The sequence below is a fragment of the Algoriphagus sp. SE2 genome, from assembly GCF_039563885.1.
In the GTDB taxonomy this organism is placed as follows: domain Bacteria; phylum Bacteroidota; class Bacteroidia; order Cytophagales; family Cyclobacteriaceae; genus Algoriphagus.
This window is the reverse complement of sequence record NZ_JBCLWJ010000001.1, coordinates 517,996-535,254: the sequence shown is the minus strand read 5'-3', so window position 1 is coordinate 535,254 and position 17,259 is coordinate 517,996. Positions and strand designations below refer to the sequence as shown.

Sequence of the window (17,259 nt, the reverse complement as noted above, 5' to 3'; positions counted from 1 at the left end):
TTAGAGAAAAAATATTATTTTACATCCTCCAATTTTTGAATTTAAAGTGTTGTATTATAACTACTTGTATCGGTGAATAGGAAATGAATATAGGTGAATACTTATTGAAAAATAAGCTGTATGAAGATAACGAAACTTCTGTTTATGAAGCTGTACATCATAAAACGGGAATTAAAGTCATAATAAAAGTTCATTCGGACGACTTTCCTTCACCTCATAAAATAGAGCGAATTAAAGAAGAATTTAAAATAGGTGAAAATATTTCCGGTGAGGGTCTGGCTAAATACCTAGAGCTAATTCGTATCGGAAATGGCTTCGCTATAGTTCAAGAATTTTTTGAAGGCACTTCACTTGATAATTTCCTAAAAAACAATAACCATTTATCAATAGATGAATTTTTAAAAATAGCTCCCAAAATAGCTCATGCACTTGGGGAAATGCATAGGCAAAAAATCGTTCATCGAGATATAAGTTCAGATAATATTTTGGTAGCTAATGACTTTTCAAATATCAGATTGATAGATTTTGGTGTATCCGCTTCTTTTTTAAAAATAAGTTCCGAAAAAATTGGAGGAGGAAAAATTCATTATTTGTCCCCTGAGCAAACAGGTCGTATTAATAGACTAACAGATTACAGGACTGATTTCTATTCTCTAGGTGTATTATTCTACCGGTTACTATCTGGGTTTTTCCCGTTTGACAGCGAGGATTCTTTCCAGATCATCCATAAACACATTGCTTCACCTCCTCCCCCTTTAAAAAACTATTTACACAATATTCCCTCTGTACTGGAGAATATAGTTTTCAAGCTCTTATCAAAATCTGCCGATGATAGGTATCAGTCAGCAAAAGGACTCGAAAAGGATTTACTGAAGTGTGCGGAACTCTTCAGAGAATCAGGTGATATCCCCGAATTCAAATTAGCTGAATATGACTTCTCTACCATATTCAGGATGCCGAGACAATTATTTGGAAGAGAGAAAGAACTGAAACAATTGTTGAACTATTGGGATACCTGTTTAAATAGGAAGGAAACTCAGTTCCTCCTCGTAAACGGGAGTCCTGGAATAGGAAAGTCTGCTTTAATTCAGGAATTAAAAAAACCAGTGCTTGAACAAAATGGCTTCTTTCTTCATGGTAAATTTGAGCTATTAAATCAGCCAATTCCTTATAGTGGCTTGATTCAGGCATTTGAAAGCCTACTTTCTCAATTAATGAGTGAGCACAAAAAGGCATTGTCTTTTTGGAAGGACCTCCTGATTAATGCCGTAGGACAAAACGGGAAACTCCTTACCGATGTATTTCCAACGTTAGAAAAAATTATTGGGCCTCAAGTCGAATTTGAATCTCTTACTCCACTAGAATCTCAAAACCGATTTGAATATGTATTTGCGGAGTTTATTAAAGTTTTCACCTCCCAACCTTATCCAATTGCTTTATTTTTAGATGATTTACAATGGATCGATTTGGCCAGTTTGAATCTGCTTTCGCAGCTTCTTAAGAATAACCAAAATCAAACCTTTTTTATTGTAGGTGCCTACAGAGATACTGAAGTTGACGAAAATCATCCCCTGAGGGGTTTGCTCAAGGATTTGAAAAAATCTGGTTTCACGGTTAATCAGATGGAATTAGGGCTCTTGCCCATCTCTGAGATCAATAACATTTTGGCGTACTGTCTCATGAGGAAAAGCTCTGAGGTAAAGGAGTTTTCGAAACAAATCCATGAAAAGACGAGTGGCAACCCTTTTTATGTCCATCGATTTATTGATAGTTTACATGAAAAGGGATTGATTTATTCTGACTCAAAAAAAGGAAGATGGGAATGGAATAAAGCTGAAATAGCAATAGAAAGTGCAACTGAAAACGTGGTGGATTTCCTGATGAAGCAAATGGAAAAACTACCAGAAAATGTCAGGCATTATTTAGGGACAGGTGCAGCTATAGGTAATCGTTTTACTGCTTCAGAATTAGCAGGTTTAAATGGTCTCAAAGAATCAACATTGAGGGAAGAACTTTCTCCGGCATTGAATGATTCCTTTCTATTATTCGATGGCATCAATTATTTTTTTGTACATGATCGAATCCAACAAGCAGCCTACTTATATCTTGAAAATAAGGAAAAGGTACATTTAGAAATTGGAGAGTTCTTTAAAGAGCATTTAGAAAGAGGAAAAGAAGAATGGGTTTTTCGGATCACGAATCAATTAAATCGTGCCAAATCTTTAATCACCGATCCTGAAAAACAAATTGAGCTTGCTAAGTATAATTATGAAGCAGGAATCAAAGCCAGAGATGCTGTGGCTTTTGATGAATCTTTGAAATTATTAAATCTTGCGAGCGAACTTCTCCACGATAAGAACCCATGGGTCAGTGAATATGATTTAATATGGAATATTTCCTTCGCACAAATTGAAGTGGAGTTTATTGCTGGAGATCAAAATAAAGCTCTTAAACTGGCAAATGAGGTTTTAACTTATGCCAGTTCGAATTTTGAAAAAGCTTTGATTTATAATCAGCTCATCATTTTCTCCACAATGAAAATTCAATTCCAAGAAGCATTGGATTTTGGGAGAAAAGGTTTAGAATTAATTGGATTAACTATCCCTGAGGAAAACGAACTTGAAGCTGCAATTGGACAGGGTTTTGGAACTATTATTTCCTTAATGGAAAGCAAAAAACCACTTGACCTTTTAAAAAACAGAACACTCGCTCCAGATGAAATTGCCAGCATAAAAATAAAACTGATCGTAAACATGCTATCTCCCGCCTTTCTGGGTGGACAAAGCAATTTATGGACCTATTTGGTTTTGGCAAGTACCGCTAATTCAATAGAAAATGGCAACGTAGCTGAGAGCTGTACTGCTTTTAGCTCCTATGGTATTTTATGTGGATTGGCATTTAGTGACTTTCAGCAGGGTTTTGATTTTGGAGACCTATCTTATCAGCTTGCAATAGATTTAAAAAGTCTAAGACAGCGAAGTAATACCTGTTTCGTTCTTGGGGCTTTTCTTAACATTTTTGCGAGGCCTGCAAAGGATGGTTTTAAGTATTTAAAAGAAGGTTTATCTTCTGGACTTCAATCCGGTGAACTGCAATTTGCAGGATATAATATTTCGGGTCTTGGCCAAGTACTTACAACAACCGGGAACTCCTTGTCTGTGTTAGATGAACAGATGTATCACGGTCTGCAAATAGCTGAAAAAACCAAAAATCTATTTGTTAAAAGTACCATTCTCGTCTTTTATCAATTGATACATGACTTAGACGGCCCTTCAACCCTCACAGTTTTTGAATCCGAAGAAAGTATTTTTGCTCTTTTGGAAAAGGAGCAAAACTATTTTGGAAGGTTCTATTTTTCTCTTTATAAAGGGTTTTCATCTTATTTATTAGGAGATGCTAAAGGAGCATATGACCATTTGTCAAATGCAAAGAACTACCTTGCTGCTGTACCAGGCTCAGTGGTTTTAGCAGATTATTACATTTACCTTCCTCTTATAGCCTTAGAATTGATTGACTTCTCCAATCCTGAAGAGGATCTTCAAAATTCAATCGAAGAATCAATTACTATTTTAGAAAAATGGAACTCCTCAATTCCTGAAAACTTTCAGTTTCGACTTGATTTAATAAAAGCGATTAAGAAGGACAAAGAAGGGCATGTTCTTGAAGCTTTGGAACTTTATGACGCCGTAATTGACCAGACCACAAAACAGGAAATGTTGCCTCTGAAAGCAATAGCTTTTGAAAAAGCTGGAATCATGATGCTTAATCATGGGAAAACCAGAATCGGTGAAGTTTACCTTAAAGATTCTTATTTGGCTTACCTCGAATATGGGGCAATGAAAAAGGTGAATCAATTACAGGAAACCTACCCCACTCTTTTTCAACAAGGCCAAAAGCAAAAAAGCTTGACGATAAGTGAAACAACTCGGACCATTCAATCTCTTGAAATGTTCGATTCCCACACACTTATCAAAGCTTCTTCAGCCATCTCCCAACAGGTAACTCTAAAAGGAGTACTTAGCAAAATGATGGAAGTGGTGCTAGAAAATGCTGGTGCTGAAAGAGGATATTTTATTATGCATTCCGATGATTCCTGGAAAATTGAAGCTGAAGGGATTGTCAATCCAAGATCGTATAAACTGCTGCATGGCGTTCCTTACCCCTCTAATACCATTAAATTGCCAGAAGAGATTCTCAACTATGTAATTAATAGTCAAAAATCTTTGTTACTGGAAGATGCCCAAAATCATCCTGAATTTGGAGTAATCCCCTATTTAAATTCAGTCAAGGTAAAATCCATTTTATGCCTTCCAGTCATTCATCAGGGGATGTTAATGGCAGTTTTATATTTAGAAAATTCTCTTTCTATTGGAGCTTTCACAGTTTCTCATAAAGAATTACTTCAGACTCTATCCACCCAAATAGCTATTTCTATATCTAATGCCCAGTTGTATGATAATTTAGAACGGAAAGTACTTCAGAGAACAGCTGAACTACAACTTCAAAAAGAGGATTTAGAATTGACCTTGAAAGATTTAAGAAAGGCTCAGAGGCAACTTGTAAATTCTGAAAAAATGGCTTCCATGGGTGAACTGGCTTCAGGAATTGCTCATGAGATACAAAATCCTCTAAATTTTGTAAATAATTTTACAGAAGTCAGCGATGAGTTAATCGATGAAATTCTTGTCGAGTACAGTAAAACCTTAGAAGATAGGAATGAGAAAATTATAAATGATTTACTTACTGATGTAAAATCCAATCTTGAGAGAATCAGAAAGCATGGCCTCCAAGCTGATGCTATCGTGAAGAATATGCTTGAACACAGCAAGCAAGGTCAGGGAAAACACGAACTAACAGATTTGAATGCATTAGCAAATGGATCTTTGAGGATTTCTTATCACAGTTTTTTGGCAAAGTATAAAAATATAATCTCTGATGATCTGGAGATTGAAATGGATATCTCTACAGATGAGAATCTACCCAAGGTAAATGTAATTCCACAGGAAATCGGAAAAGTATTTCTAAACCTGTTGAATAATGGTTTTTACGCTGTTTTAGACAAATCAATAAAAGATAAAGAAAACAATGGGGAATTTAGTCCGATTGTCAAAGTCACTACAGCGTTGGCAAACGATCCCGTTTTAGGACCTCAGGCAATCGTCTCCATCATCGACAATGGAATTGGAATACCAGAATCCATTAAGGAGAAAATCTTCCAGCCTTTTTTTACTACCAAGCCTACCGGCTCAGGGACAGGTTTAGGTTTGTCTTTAGCTTATGATATAATTCAAGCACATGGGGGACAACTTTTAATGGAGAGTAAAGAAGGCGAAGGCTCTATTTTTAAGTTTGTACTTCCGATAAGCAGTGATTAAAAAAGGTTTTTACAGATTATTTTGGGATTAAAATTAGGATATAACCCCAAGTGAAAGAGAAATAAAACTAAGTAAACACGAAAGCAATGGACCTAGCATCAACTAGAATCGAAATTATTGTTATTTTGCTTCATGGGATTTACTGATTTTTAAAATAAGGCTAGTTAAAATGGATTTTCTTCTACAGATATTTGCTTTTAGATATCTACAAAAACATGAGCAGACAAAAACCCAATATCCCGAGTGGGTAAATCTTTTTTTTAAAGGGTTTGTTGCTGCCCTTGTGTTCTTTATAGTTCAGCTAGTATTTGATTGGCCAGATGTTTTTCTCCGTTGGATTGCTCACATCATCAATTTTGGAATTGTATATGCTGCATTTAAAATGCCGGTATTTAGCCCAATTAAGATTTATGTCAATGCCTTTTTCCCGGTTGTAGCGATAGATTTTCTAGAGGACTTAACGATTCTGATAAACAGTGAATTTTACAATTCCTATGAAGGTTGGTTCAGTACTGCAGAATTATTCGCCTGGATTTGGCTGGTTGCTCAATTTATTATCAACAGAAGACAGCGAAAAGCCTTAGAAGACGAGCGAATCAAAGCAGCCCAAAAGGAATTCGAAATAAAGAAATCCCAAAAGCTCCAATCAGAGCTTGAAATCCAAGTAGCAGAACGAACATCTGAAATTAATGCACAGAAAGAGGAACTCATTAAAACCTTAAATGAGTTAAAATCCATGCAATCTCAATTGATCCATGCTGAAAAAATGGCATCTTTAGGCGAGCTCACAGCTGGCATTGCTCATGAAATCCAAAACCCGCTCAATTTTGTAAATAATTTTTCAGAATTAAGCAGTGAGCTTCTGACAGAAATGAAAGAAGAAATCGATGCCGGAAACTATGACATGGCTAAGGAGATTGCAGATGACCTAAATCAAAACTTAAAAAAAATAGCCCATCATGGACATCGTGCCGATTCGATTGTGAAAGGTATGCTTCAGCATAGCCGGATTAATTCAGGAGAAAAAGAACTCACAGATATTAATGCGCTCGTTGATGAATTTACGAGGCTTTCCTATCATGGACTACGAGCAAAAGATAAAAGTTTCAATGCAGACTTTAAACTCGAGTTGGTCCCAGACATTCCTGATTTAGAGCTTATTACCCAAGACTTCGGAAGATTGATTTTAAATCTGGTCAACAATGCATTTTATGCTGTACAGGAGAAAAAAAATAAGCTAAAATCAAAAGAAGAGCTGGAAGCCTATCAACCTATGGTTAAAATTAAGACTTTTTTTGAGGGAGAAAATTTGAATATCACAGTTGAAGATAACGGAAGCGGAATCCCACAATCTATAAAGGAAAAGATATTTCAGCCATTTTTTACCACCAAACCTACAGGATCTGGAACTGGACTGGGATTAAGTCTCAGTTATGATATTGTCAAAGCTCATGGGGGAGACTTTAAAGTTGATTCGGTAGAAGGTGAAAAAACTGTTTTTACAATATCCTTACCTGTAAAAGGTCAAAACAAACCAGCTCCCAAAAAGAAGTAAGAAGTCCTTATTAAATAAACTTAATTTTGTAAATATGAATATTTTAATAGTAGATGATGAGACAGACGTAGAAATACTTTTTCGTCAAAAATTTAGGAAGGAAATAAAAAGTGGATCTATTAGCCTATCGTTTGCATTTTCCGGACAAGAAGCGCTTGACTTCTTATCCAAGGAAAATCCACCGCAGGTTGTCTATGTTTTTTCTGATATTAATATGCCCGGAATGACAGGATTAGAGCTTTTAAAAAAAATAAAGGAAAAATTCCCCCAAATAAATGTCAGTATGATTTCTGCCTATGGGGATAGTGAAAACTATGAGAAAGCAATTGATTCGGGAGCAAAAGAGTTCTTTACAAAACCTATTGACTTTGAATTTCTAAAAAAAGAGATCTTGGCATTAGTAGATAATAAAAAATAAATCGGAGAAGGGATGATAAGAATATTAGTCGTAGATGATGAGGCAGATCTGGAAGTATTGATCAGGCAGAAATTCCGGAAAAAAATCCGATCGGAGGAATATGAATTTCATTTTGCCTTAAATGGGAAAAAGGCATTGGAGCTGATGGAAGAACAAAAGAATATTGATATGATTTTAAGTGATATCAATATGCCGGAAATGGATGGTCTTACACTTTTGTCCAAAGTGAAAGAACAAAACGCGCTCCTGAAAACCGTGATCATCTCAGCCTATGGCGATATGGAAAACATTCGGACAGCCATGAACTTAGGAGCTTTCGACTTTATCACTAAGCCTGTAGATTTTCAGGACTTAGAAATTACCATTGAAAAGACGATTACCTATATCAATCAAATAAAGGAAACCCTCAAAGCAATGAAGGAAAATAACATCCTGAAAATGTATGTGGATGAAACCGTCCTGAATTTTATGGGAAGCCGTGAGATTGAAAATGGGCTGACAGAAAATGAAACGATGGAAGCAGCGGTAGCTTTTATAGATCTGTGTGGATTTACAGCAATCAGCGAAAATGAAGAACCAAACGTGGTCGTCGGTCAACTCAATGATTATTTTGACATGATGGTCCGGGAAATAATTGCAGAGAAAGGCATCATAGATAAATTTATTGGAGATGCTGTCATGGCTGTATTTAAAGGAGATGACTATGAAAAAAGAGCCATTCGGGCAAGTATTGCAATCCGGGATAAAATGAATGCCATGCCCGTATTTTCTGAAAAATCAGGTTTCAAACCCAAAGTATCTATTGGAATTAATCGAGGCGAAATGGTTTCAGGAAATATTGGGTCTATTTCTCTTAAGAGATTGGATTATACTGTAATCGGTGATACTGTTAATGTGGCCTCAAGACTTCAATCAAAGGCAAATCCTGGACAGATTCTTATTTTAGATCAATATCAAGAACTGGTCGCAGATGATTTTAAATTGACTAAAATCGGTGACATGATACTTAAGAACAAATCAAAACCCGTTACAGTGTATGAGGTAATTTCCTTATAATTTGAATCCGATGCTTTCCCATTTTCAATAGAAAATAACACCGCTAAAAGTCCACAAAACCGAGACCTATTTTCTTTTTGAACTTACAGGTCTTGCATAAAATTATTTTCCAAAAATTACTTTATGAAAAAATTTACCCACCCTGCATTACTAGTTGCTTTTGGCGCTACCGTAAGCTTTGCTACGATGGTTCCAGATCGACCAGATAACCTGATGCCATTAAATCATGATACCGTGATTCAGGCAGATAGTACAGAAAAGGACTCCATCAAAACCCCAAAGTTTAAGGACTTGCCTCTGAAGGCTGAACGGGAAATCAAGTTCAGCACAAAGCAAGGAACCTGGATGAGTATTGACATCAGTCCTGATGGCAAAACTTTGGCATTTGACTTACTTGGAGATATATATACGATCCCGATAGAAGGAGGAACAGCCAAACCAATAACTACTGGGATGGCATACGAAACACATCCACGATTTTCTCCAGACGGAGAGAAAATTCTTTTTACCTCTGATAGAGCAGGGAGTGACAATCTTTGGTACATCGATATGGTCAAAAAAGATACCGTTCAGATCACTAAAGACAAAAATGGAGATGTTCCAGGTGCCGACTGGACACCAGATTCCGAATATATTGTCGTAAGTAAAGGCCGAAGAATTGCTAAACTTTGGATGTACCATAAAGATGGAGGTGGAGGAATCCAACTGAATGAGAGTCCAAGCGGTATCAAAACCATTGACCCTTTTGTGAGCCCGGACGGAAAGAAGGTATATTTTTCTCAAAGGAGCGGGGCTTGGAATTACAATGCACTTCTTCCACAATATCAGATTGGAACTTATGATTTTGAAAAAGGTGAGACAAACAGAATTACCTCTCGTTATGGTTCGGCATTTACACCTACATTAAGCAATGATGGAAAGTGGATGGTTTATGGCTCTCGTTGGGAAGAAAAAACCGGATTGGTTTTAAGAAATTTAGAAACAGGTGAAGAAAACTGGCTTGCATATCCCGTTCAAAGGGATGAACAGGAATCTATCGCTCCTCAGGGAGTGCTGCCTGCCATGGCCTTTACTCCAGACAGTAAAAATGTAATTGCATCCTACGGGGGAAAAATCTGGAAAATAAGCATAGACGGCGGAACTCCAACAGAGATTCCCTTTCAAGTAGACGTGAACTTGGCCATGGGCCCACGCTTGTATTTTAATTATGAGATTAAGGATACCACCGCTGCCAGAGCGACCCAAATCAGGGATGCAGTCCCTTCTCCTGATGGTAAAAAACTAGCTTTTACAGCGCTGAACAGACTGTATGTAATGGACTACCCTGACGGGGAACCAAAGAGAATTACTAATAATGACTTTACCGAAGCTATGCCAACCTGGAGCCCAGATGGCACTCAACTAGCTTTCGTAGGCTGGAATGAAACAGAAGGTGGCCGACTTTACAAAGCTACCTTAGCAAATAGAGCATCGGTTACCCAGCTGACAAGTGAAAGTGCATTATATATGCAACCTGCTTGGGCACCAAATAACAGAATTGCTGTTTTCAAAGCTTCCAACCAAGTCATGAAAGACGCGGAAGGCCCAGGAGTAAATGGTTCAGAAGCTGAATTGGTATGGATCCCTGCTTCTGGTGGGGAATTAAGAAAAATCATGGATGCAGGAAATCATGGGAATGTTCACTTTACCAAAGATACTTCCCGAGTCTTCTTGAATGGACCTGGAGGAACGCTCCTCAGTGTAAGATGGGATGGAACCGATGAGAAAGAGTATGTGAAAATCACTGGTATCACTCCATTTGGATCCGTAGCAGAGTCACACGATGATCATGATCACACGACCAACCCAGAGGAAGCAACTGATGTACGTTATGTAATGGGACTCCCCATTTCAAATGCCGACGCAGTAAATTACTGCATGCTTCCAGAGGGAGCTAGTGCTCAGGAACCACAAATGAGACCAAGCAGTGCCAGTACTATTTTGATGGCTCCGGAGGGAGATTTGGCAGTAGCTCAGGTAAATAATAATGTCTATGTAGTCCAGATCCCAAAGGTAGGGAAGACACCTAGCATCAATGTTGGTAATCCCCAATCAAGCAATTTCCCCTCCCGCCAACTTACTGAAATCGGTGGGGAATGGCCAGCATGGGAGGCAAATGGCAAGAAAGTGCATTGGTCCTTAGGCAATGGTCATTGGGTATATGATGTGGAAAGAGCAGAGTTCATTGAGGATTCCGTAAAAGCAGCCAAAAAAGAAAAAATGATGGCAGATGCGGATTCTGTTGCTGCCTTGAAAGCATTGGGACCAGAAGCAGTGAAAGCAGCAGATTCTGTTGCTAAGGCTAAAAAAGAGGCTTTGGCAGAATTACTGAAAAATGACAAAGAAAAAGCAAAAGCGGATAGCATTTACAAGGCTGAGCTAAAAGAAAAAGAAACCTATAAACCGGTAGAAACCCAAGTATCTGTTTACTACAAAAAAGACATCCCTGAAGGTAGAGTCCTTTTGACCAATGCCCGGATTGTCACTATGAAAGGTGATGAGGTAATCGAAAGAGGAGATATTTTGATCGAAAACAACCGAATAAAAGCTGTTGGAGCCAGCGGAACCTTGGATGCAGGAAAAGCCCAGGTCATGGATATGTCCGGCAAAACTATTACTCCAGGATTTATCGACACCCATGCCCATATGTGGCCTACTTGGGGCTTGCATAAAAATACAGTTTGGATTTATGCCGCCAACTTGGCTTATGGCGTTACCACAACCAGAGATCCTCAAACAGCTACCACCGATGTTTTGACTTATGGTGATATGGTGGATGCAGGCATGGTTCCAGGTCCAAGAGTATATAGTACTGGTCCGGGTGTGGGATATTGGATGTACAATCTGAAGTCACTTGATCAAACCAAAAATGTGCTGAAGCAATACAGCAAATATTACAATACCCACTATATCAAAATGTACTTGGTAGGTAACAGACAGCATAGACAATGGGTGATCATGGCTGCTAAAGAGCAGGAATTGATGCCTACCACAGAAGGTGGTTTGGACTTCAAATTAAATATGACCCAGTTGATCGATGGCTATCCGGGACATGAGCATTCTATTCCGATTCATCCACTGTATCAGGATGTAACCAAAACCATTGCGGAAAGCAAAATGGCAGTAACTCCAACCTTGTTGGTGGCCTATGGTGGACCTTGGGCTGAGAATTATTATTATACTACCGAAAGTCCTCTACATGACCCTAAATTGAATCGTTTCACTCCTTATGAAGAACTGAATTCCAAAGCAAGAAGAAGAGCTGGAGGATTGGGAGGTTGGTTTGCTCCGGAAGACCATGTATTTATGAAGCATGCGGAAGGCATCAAGTCGATTTTTGAGCAAGGTGGCTTGGCAGGAGTTGGTTCGCATGGACAGCTGCAGGGACTGGGTTACCATTGGGAACTTTGGTCTGTGGCCAGCGGCGGAATGGAAGCCCACGATGCTTTGAAAGTAGCAACAATTTCCGGTGCCGAAGCGTTGGGATTGGATATGGAATTGGGAAGTATCGAAGTAGGCAAACTGGCCGACTTGGTGATTATGGACAGTAATCCATTGGAGAATATCCGAAACACCAATACAATTTCACATGTGGTGAAAAACGGAAGAATTTACGATGGAAACACCTTGGATGAAGTTTATCCAACTCCGAGGAAGATGAATGTGACACCTTGGACTAAAGTTGCACCAGTATCGAATACCAGTTTGAAATAGAAAATTCTTAAAAGCAATAGAAATCCCTCAGAACGATTGTTCTGAGGGATTTTTTGTTTAAAAGGAATACGCCTTATTTATATAGCATATAGACATTTTTGCCAAATTTTATTTTGATTAAGTATGATTTTTAAATGAAAAGCTGTATTTTAAACTTAGCCAAAAAATGAAAAGCATTAATGGCCTATACCTTAAAGTATCCTGCTGTAGCTATCGAGATGTCACACCTCAATCAGAAAAAAGTAAGGACTTAAAGGTATATTCCGCAACTTTTGGAATACGGCAGTTGAAAGAACACTGAGGTATTTAGCCATGTGACCCATAAAGGATTCAAAGTTCCTTGGGCTAATTAGATATACAGGAAGTTAGTTTTAAATACAAAATCGTTGGCGGTAATTAATAAAAAACTAAATCATGACTAATGATTCTTTAAAATTTGGAAACTCTAAAAAAAGTAAATTCGTTTTTTTCTTAAGTATACTTGTAACTACTTTTTGGTTGTTAGTTAATTTAATTGACGTTTATAAATATAAAATAGTTGGAGTTTTTTCGGAATTACTTTGGCTACCAATGTTAGCCGGACTTTTCGTGTTACCGATACTTTCTTTCATCTTTTTGATTAAGGAAAGATTTAGTTTAAAATCATTATACTTTTACTCTATTCTTTTAATTGGTGGAATATTTACATTTATGATGATAAAATAAAAATTAAAACTAAAGCCAACATTTTGTATAAGTAATGGCAGGCAAAGTGCTAAATATCAAGATTGGTAGTCCGCTCAAACTATATAGCTGTTTAAAAGGAAAGATTCCCGCAATCTGCCACTACTTATATACTAACCGTTGCGCTTCATCCCGATAGCTATCGGAACCAACCAATAAAAAATGATAAAATTCTTTAGAAAAATTCGTCAAAAAATGCTTACTGAAAATAAATTTAGTAAATATCTGATTTATGCTTTTGGAGAAATAATTCTAGTAGTTATTGGGATTTTGATTGCATTACAAGTCAACACCTGGAATGAAAACAGGAAAACAAACAAACTGGAATTACAACTTTTAGAATCACTTCAAGAAGAATTTACATATAATAAAAATGAATTAGACCGTTCGATTGCAAAAGCGCAAATAATACAAAAAAGATGTGAAGTCATATTAAAAAACACAGGGAATCGTGAAATGAAATTATCTGAATATGAAAGTGATTCTCTTATAAATTGGGGTTTAACGAACATTATAACCTATGATCCAAGTAATGGAATATTGAACGATATTATCAGTTCGGGAAAGATTCAAATAATAAAAAACGAGAAACTGAAAAACTTCCTTTCCAATTGGAATGGAATTCTCAGTGATGTGAAAGAAGATGAAACATGGGCCGTAAATGAAAGAAATACTATCATATTTCCTTTCCTTTATAAGAATTCAAATTATACGAATATTACCGTAAGTCCACTAAAAAAGAATCCGATTACTTCGGGCTTTGACACAGATTACAAGGCAATGTACAAATTAATGGAATTTGAAAATCTTGTGAATGGCCACAGAATTTGGAATGTAAAAAATGAAGGGAATTATAAAAGGCTCAAAATCAAAATAGAGGAAATAATTGCCCTTTGCGCGGAAGAATTAAACTTAAAAAAATAATGAAAGCATAATAATGTATAACCGCAATAACCGCTGAAGTTGCTTAATTGAATTTGAATTCCTACAAGAAAACTAAACCCTTCCGAATAAAATTAAACTTCAAAGCCCGTAACTGACGGTTATAAAAGACCGTTAGTCTTCATCTAGTTAGAATTCATCACAATAGTTTTTTACATAAAATTGAGTATTAATTATCGATGCATTTATCGAAAAAGATAGCATTTACATACGGTTGGTCCGATCAAATCAAGGTAGCAGTCATCTGTGGTTTTGCTATTGCTTTCATCATGATCTTTCTTCAACCTTTTGATACATTCCAATCAGAGTTTAAGTTCAAAGCGTTGAAACTGACTGGTTACGCTCTTCCAGTAATTGTACCGATTCTTTTCATTCACATTTTTGAACGTTTTTATTTCAAAAAACGAAATAATACCTGGATTCTTCGGGATGAAATAATCTCTATAACTGCAACAATAATCCTGATTGCAACTGCTGCTTATGGTTATCACGCTTTTGTCTTTTCTGAGGCAGTATTTTCAAAAAAAATATTCTTTCAATTTTCATTAAACTATTCACTACCATTTGTCCCCATCCTGGTCCCTCTCTTAATCTATTTGCGTTTCAGATTTGGTAGTTTTACGATTACAGCCAAAGAAAGAGGAGGGGGTATTATCTATGATATTAAAGGTAATAATCAAGAAGATAATCTGACTATCGCAAGCGAAAAATTTCTTTATGCCGAAGCACAGCAGAATTATGTAGATATTTTTTATCTCAATAATGAAAGCCATATCCAAAAGGAAATGGTTAGATCTACTTTTTCTAAAATAGTCGAGCAGCTTACTGAGGCACAGCAAGTGCACCGCTCATTTGTGGTCAACTTGAAAAGGATAAAAACCATGAAAGGCAATTCGAGAAAGAAAAGAATAGTACTGGATGGTATTGAAAATGAAGTGCCTGTAAGCAACAAATACATCGAATCACTTGAAGATTACCTTAAAAATCGTCCCTAGAGATTCAATTTGATCCCAACGCATACAAATTCATCACAGAATTAATCAAGTTAGTCACAAGGATTGGCATCCAATCTACTCAACTCGTTCATTTGCTATCAAAAACAATACATGAAACGAGCAATTACATTTACATATAAAGCACTACTTATTGGAATTTTTTTGATTATCCTATTATTCAGTGGGTTTAGAGTTAAAGAACACATTCAGGGCAATAAATACATTACTTACCTTGAAAATAATATAGAATCAGTTCCATTGGACAATGTATTAAGCTTTGATCTGGCAGATGAAGATATCTCAGATTATCAGCTAATTCTGGTAGGAGAAATTCACGGATTTAAGGAATCAACAAAGTTTGAGCCTGAGTTTTTCGAATACCTCCACACAACCCATCAGGTCAATGACTATCTGATCGAAATGGATATGAGTCAAGCTTATTTTATGAATAAGTATAATAAAACAGGAGATGAAGAAATCCTGGACAGAGTGCTTAAAAAATGGGTTGTGTTCATAGGAAGAGAAAACGAAGATTATCGAAAAAAGTGGAAAAGTTTGAAAGAGTTGTACACCAAGTATGATGGATTTACCTATCATGGAAACAACAATATATCTGATGTTGACTTGCTTATTGATTACATAAATGAAATTATGAAAACAGACATTGATATTCCAATCGATCAAAGTGACTCAGTTAAGTTGTTAAGCATCAGAAAGGCAATACGTGAAATTGACTGGACGGACAGTCTTCAATGGGAGAAAGAATACATCATCAGCAACATTGATTTTACGATTAATAAAAAATACAGAGAAGAAGTGCTAACAGAAAACTTGGCTAATATTTACGGTCATTTCAATCTTGAAGAGAAAAAAGTATTTGGCTTCTATGGATTAGGGCATACTGTTCTCTCTCCTTTTAATGATGGGTATACCGCCATGGCATCACGCTTCGCGAGTCTAGTGCCAGACATGAAGGGTAAAATACTTTCATTCAATTTTGTATTTATAGACAGTTATATGACCACCTACAGTAAAAGCCTACCGAGCTTTCTCCGAGATAAAGGGAAGTTTACATCACTGTCTGTATCCTATGACAATATCTTACTCAGCTATCTCCATGGTATTGATGAATTAAAACGGGTAACTGAAAAAGAAACTAAAACCCTCATCAAACTAAACGGTAAAGATTCCCCCTATAATTCTTCAAGAAGGCTTATTTCTATGTCAAAAGTTCTTCCAATAGGGATGGTGATCAATGGGGGTCCGAATCAGGTTACCACCGACTATTATCAATACTTAATACTGATAAGAAATTCAGAAGGAGCCAAAGGAATAGAATAATAAGTAAATTATTCAGAGGCCAGCAGATACTAACATCCATAAGCTAACTGAGCATTTGTAAAGGCAGATGGGATGAGATATTTTTATAGATATTTGAAAAGTCTACGCGACCCGGTTCAGCTTATGGATGATAGCTGGACGTTGGCAGGAATTAGAAGAACCCCAAAAATGAATCCATAGAAGAAAAAAGTTTAATATATCACAATGCACGAATTAATGAATTTCCTGAAAAGTAATTATCGTTTTTTGGCATTAGCACTTATTATTTCTTTTGTAGGATGTGATTCTGCTCCTACCGCAGGAAAGCAAATTTACGTCTCTGAGGGTTATTCAAACAAAGTGGTAGATGGGTATTGGCTTTATCTACCGAGAAATTTCGATTCTAATAAAAAGTGGCCTGTGATCTTGTTTTTGCAAGGAGGTGCTGGTGTAAGTCCTTACCCTCGAACTTCAAAAGAAGATGGACCCGCAAAGTTTGCTCTCAACAATCTTAGTAAGGAAGGAAAATATCAGCTTGTTAGTGATACATTTCTAATTATCAATCCACATATGAAAGTAGGGCCGCGAGAGAAAAGGCAATGGTATCAATATCCTAACACTCTAAAAAGTATAATTGATGAAGTTGTTTACAAATACGCTGGAGATTCTTCAAGAATATATCTCACTGGTTTAAGCCGTGGGGGGCATGGTAGCTGGGGTTTGGCAAAAAAATACCCACAGACTTTTGCCGCAATAGTACCAATAGCGGGGCAGATAAATTGTAGAAGCGATTGTGAAAAGCTTTCTGAAATCCCAATATGGATCATTCACAATTCCGGAGATCCAACTGTTGATTTTGAATACTCACTAAATACCGTTGATTATTTTGAAAAAAGTATGAATCGAATTTTTTTGAAAATTAATGATATGAAATTGGCGCCTACTCAAATGGATTCATCATTGATTTTCTCAGAATTAGACAAGGATGAACATGATGCGTGGAACCTGGCTTATAGTTCAAACTCACTATATGAATGGCTACTAACAAAGAAAATTCAATCAAAAGCCGACAAAAATTGATATGAATGAATGCTTCAAACTGCCAACCTAAAATTGATCTGC

At 36.8% G+C, this 17,259-nt stretch carries 9 protein-coding genes; all 9 read left to right on the top strand.

Annotation, left to right across the window (positions count from 1 at the left end; genetic code table 11):
* Positions 1-83 precede the first annotated feature (83 nt).
* The 9 genes from AAGF08_RS02150 (at position 84) to AAGF08_RS02110 (ending at position 17,217) form a co-directional block, all read left to right on the top strand.
* On the top strand, positions 84-5,375 hold the full coding sequence (locus tag AAGF08_RS02150) for an AAA family ATPase (RefSeq protein ID WP_343509267.1): 5,292 nt from the start codon (positions 84-86) through the stop codon (positions 5,373-5,375).
* A 169-nt stretch (positions 5,376-5,544) separates the two neighbouring features.
* Complete coding sequence (locus tag AAGF08_RS02145; protein ID WP_343509265.1) at positions 5,545-6,930, top strand: ATP-binding protein; 1,386 nt, start codon at positions 5,545-5,547, stop codon at positions 6,928-6,930.
* 34 nt (positions 6,931-6,964) lie between these two features.
* Positions 6,965-7,348 (top strand): response regulator, encoded by a 384-nt coding sequence (locus tag AAGF08_RS02140; protein WP_343509264.1) that lies wholly within the window; start codon positions 6,965-6,967, stop codon positions 7,346-7,348.
* Between the two features lie 12 nt (positions 7,349-7,360).
* On the top strand, positions 7,361-8,404 hold the full coding sequence (locus tag AAGF08_RS02135; RefSeq protein ID WP_343509263.1) for an adenylate/guanylate cyclase domain-containing protein: 1,044 nt from the start codon (positions 7,361-7,363) through the stop codon (positions 8,402-8,404).
* A gap of 123 nt (positions 8,405-8,527) precedes the next feature.
* Positions 8,528-12,157, top strand: a complete 3,630-nt coding sequence (locus AAGF08_RS02130; RefSeq protein WP_343509262.1) for an amidohydrolase family protein — start codon at positions 8,528-8,530, stop codon at positions 12,155-12,157.
* Between the two features lie 885 nt (positions 12,158-13,042).
* Positions 13,043-13,804, top strand: a complete 762-nt coding sequence (locus AAGF08_RS02125; protein ID WP_343509261.1) for a DUF6090 family protein — start codon at positions 13,043-13,045, stop codon at positions 13,802-13,804.
* A 197-nt stretch (positions 13,805-14,001) separates the two neighbouring features.
* Complete coding sequence (locus AAGF08_RS02120) at positions 14,002-14,817, top strand: LytTR family DNA-binding domain-containing protein (RefSeq protein WP_343509260.1); 816 nt, start codon at positions 14,002-14,004, stop codon at positions 14,815-14,817.
* Between the two features lie 111 nt (positions 14,818-14,928).
* Complete coding sequence (locus tag AAGF08_RS02115) at positions 14,929-16,158, top strand: hypothetical protein (RefSeq protein WP_343509259.1); 1,230 nt, start codon at positions 14,929-14,931, stop codon at positions 16,156-16,158.
* Positions 16,159-16,374: 216 nt separating this feature from the next.
* Positions 16,375-17,217 (top strand): alpha/beta hydrolase-fold protein, encoded by an 843-nt coding sequence (locus AAGF08_RS02110; RefSeq protein ID WP_343509257.1) that lies wholly within the window; start codon positions 16,375-16,377, stop codon positions 17,215-17,217.
* The last annotated feature ends 42 nt before the right edge of the window (positions 17,218-17,259 follow it).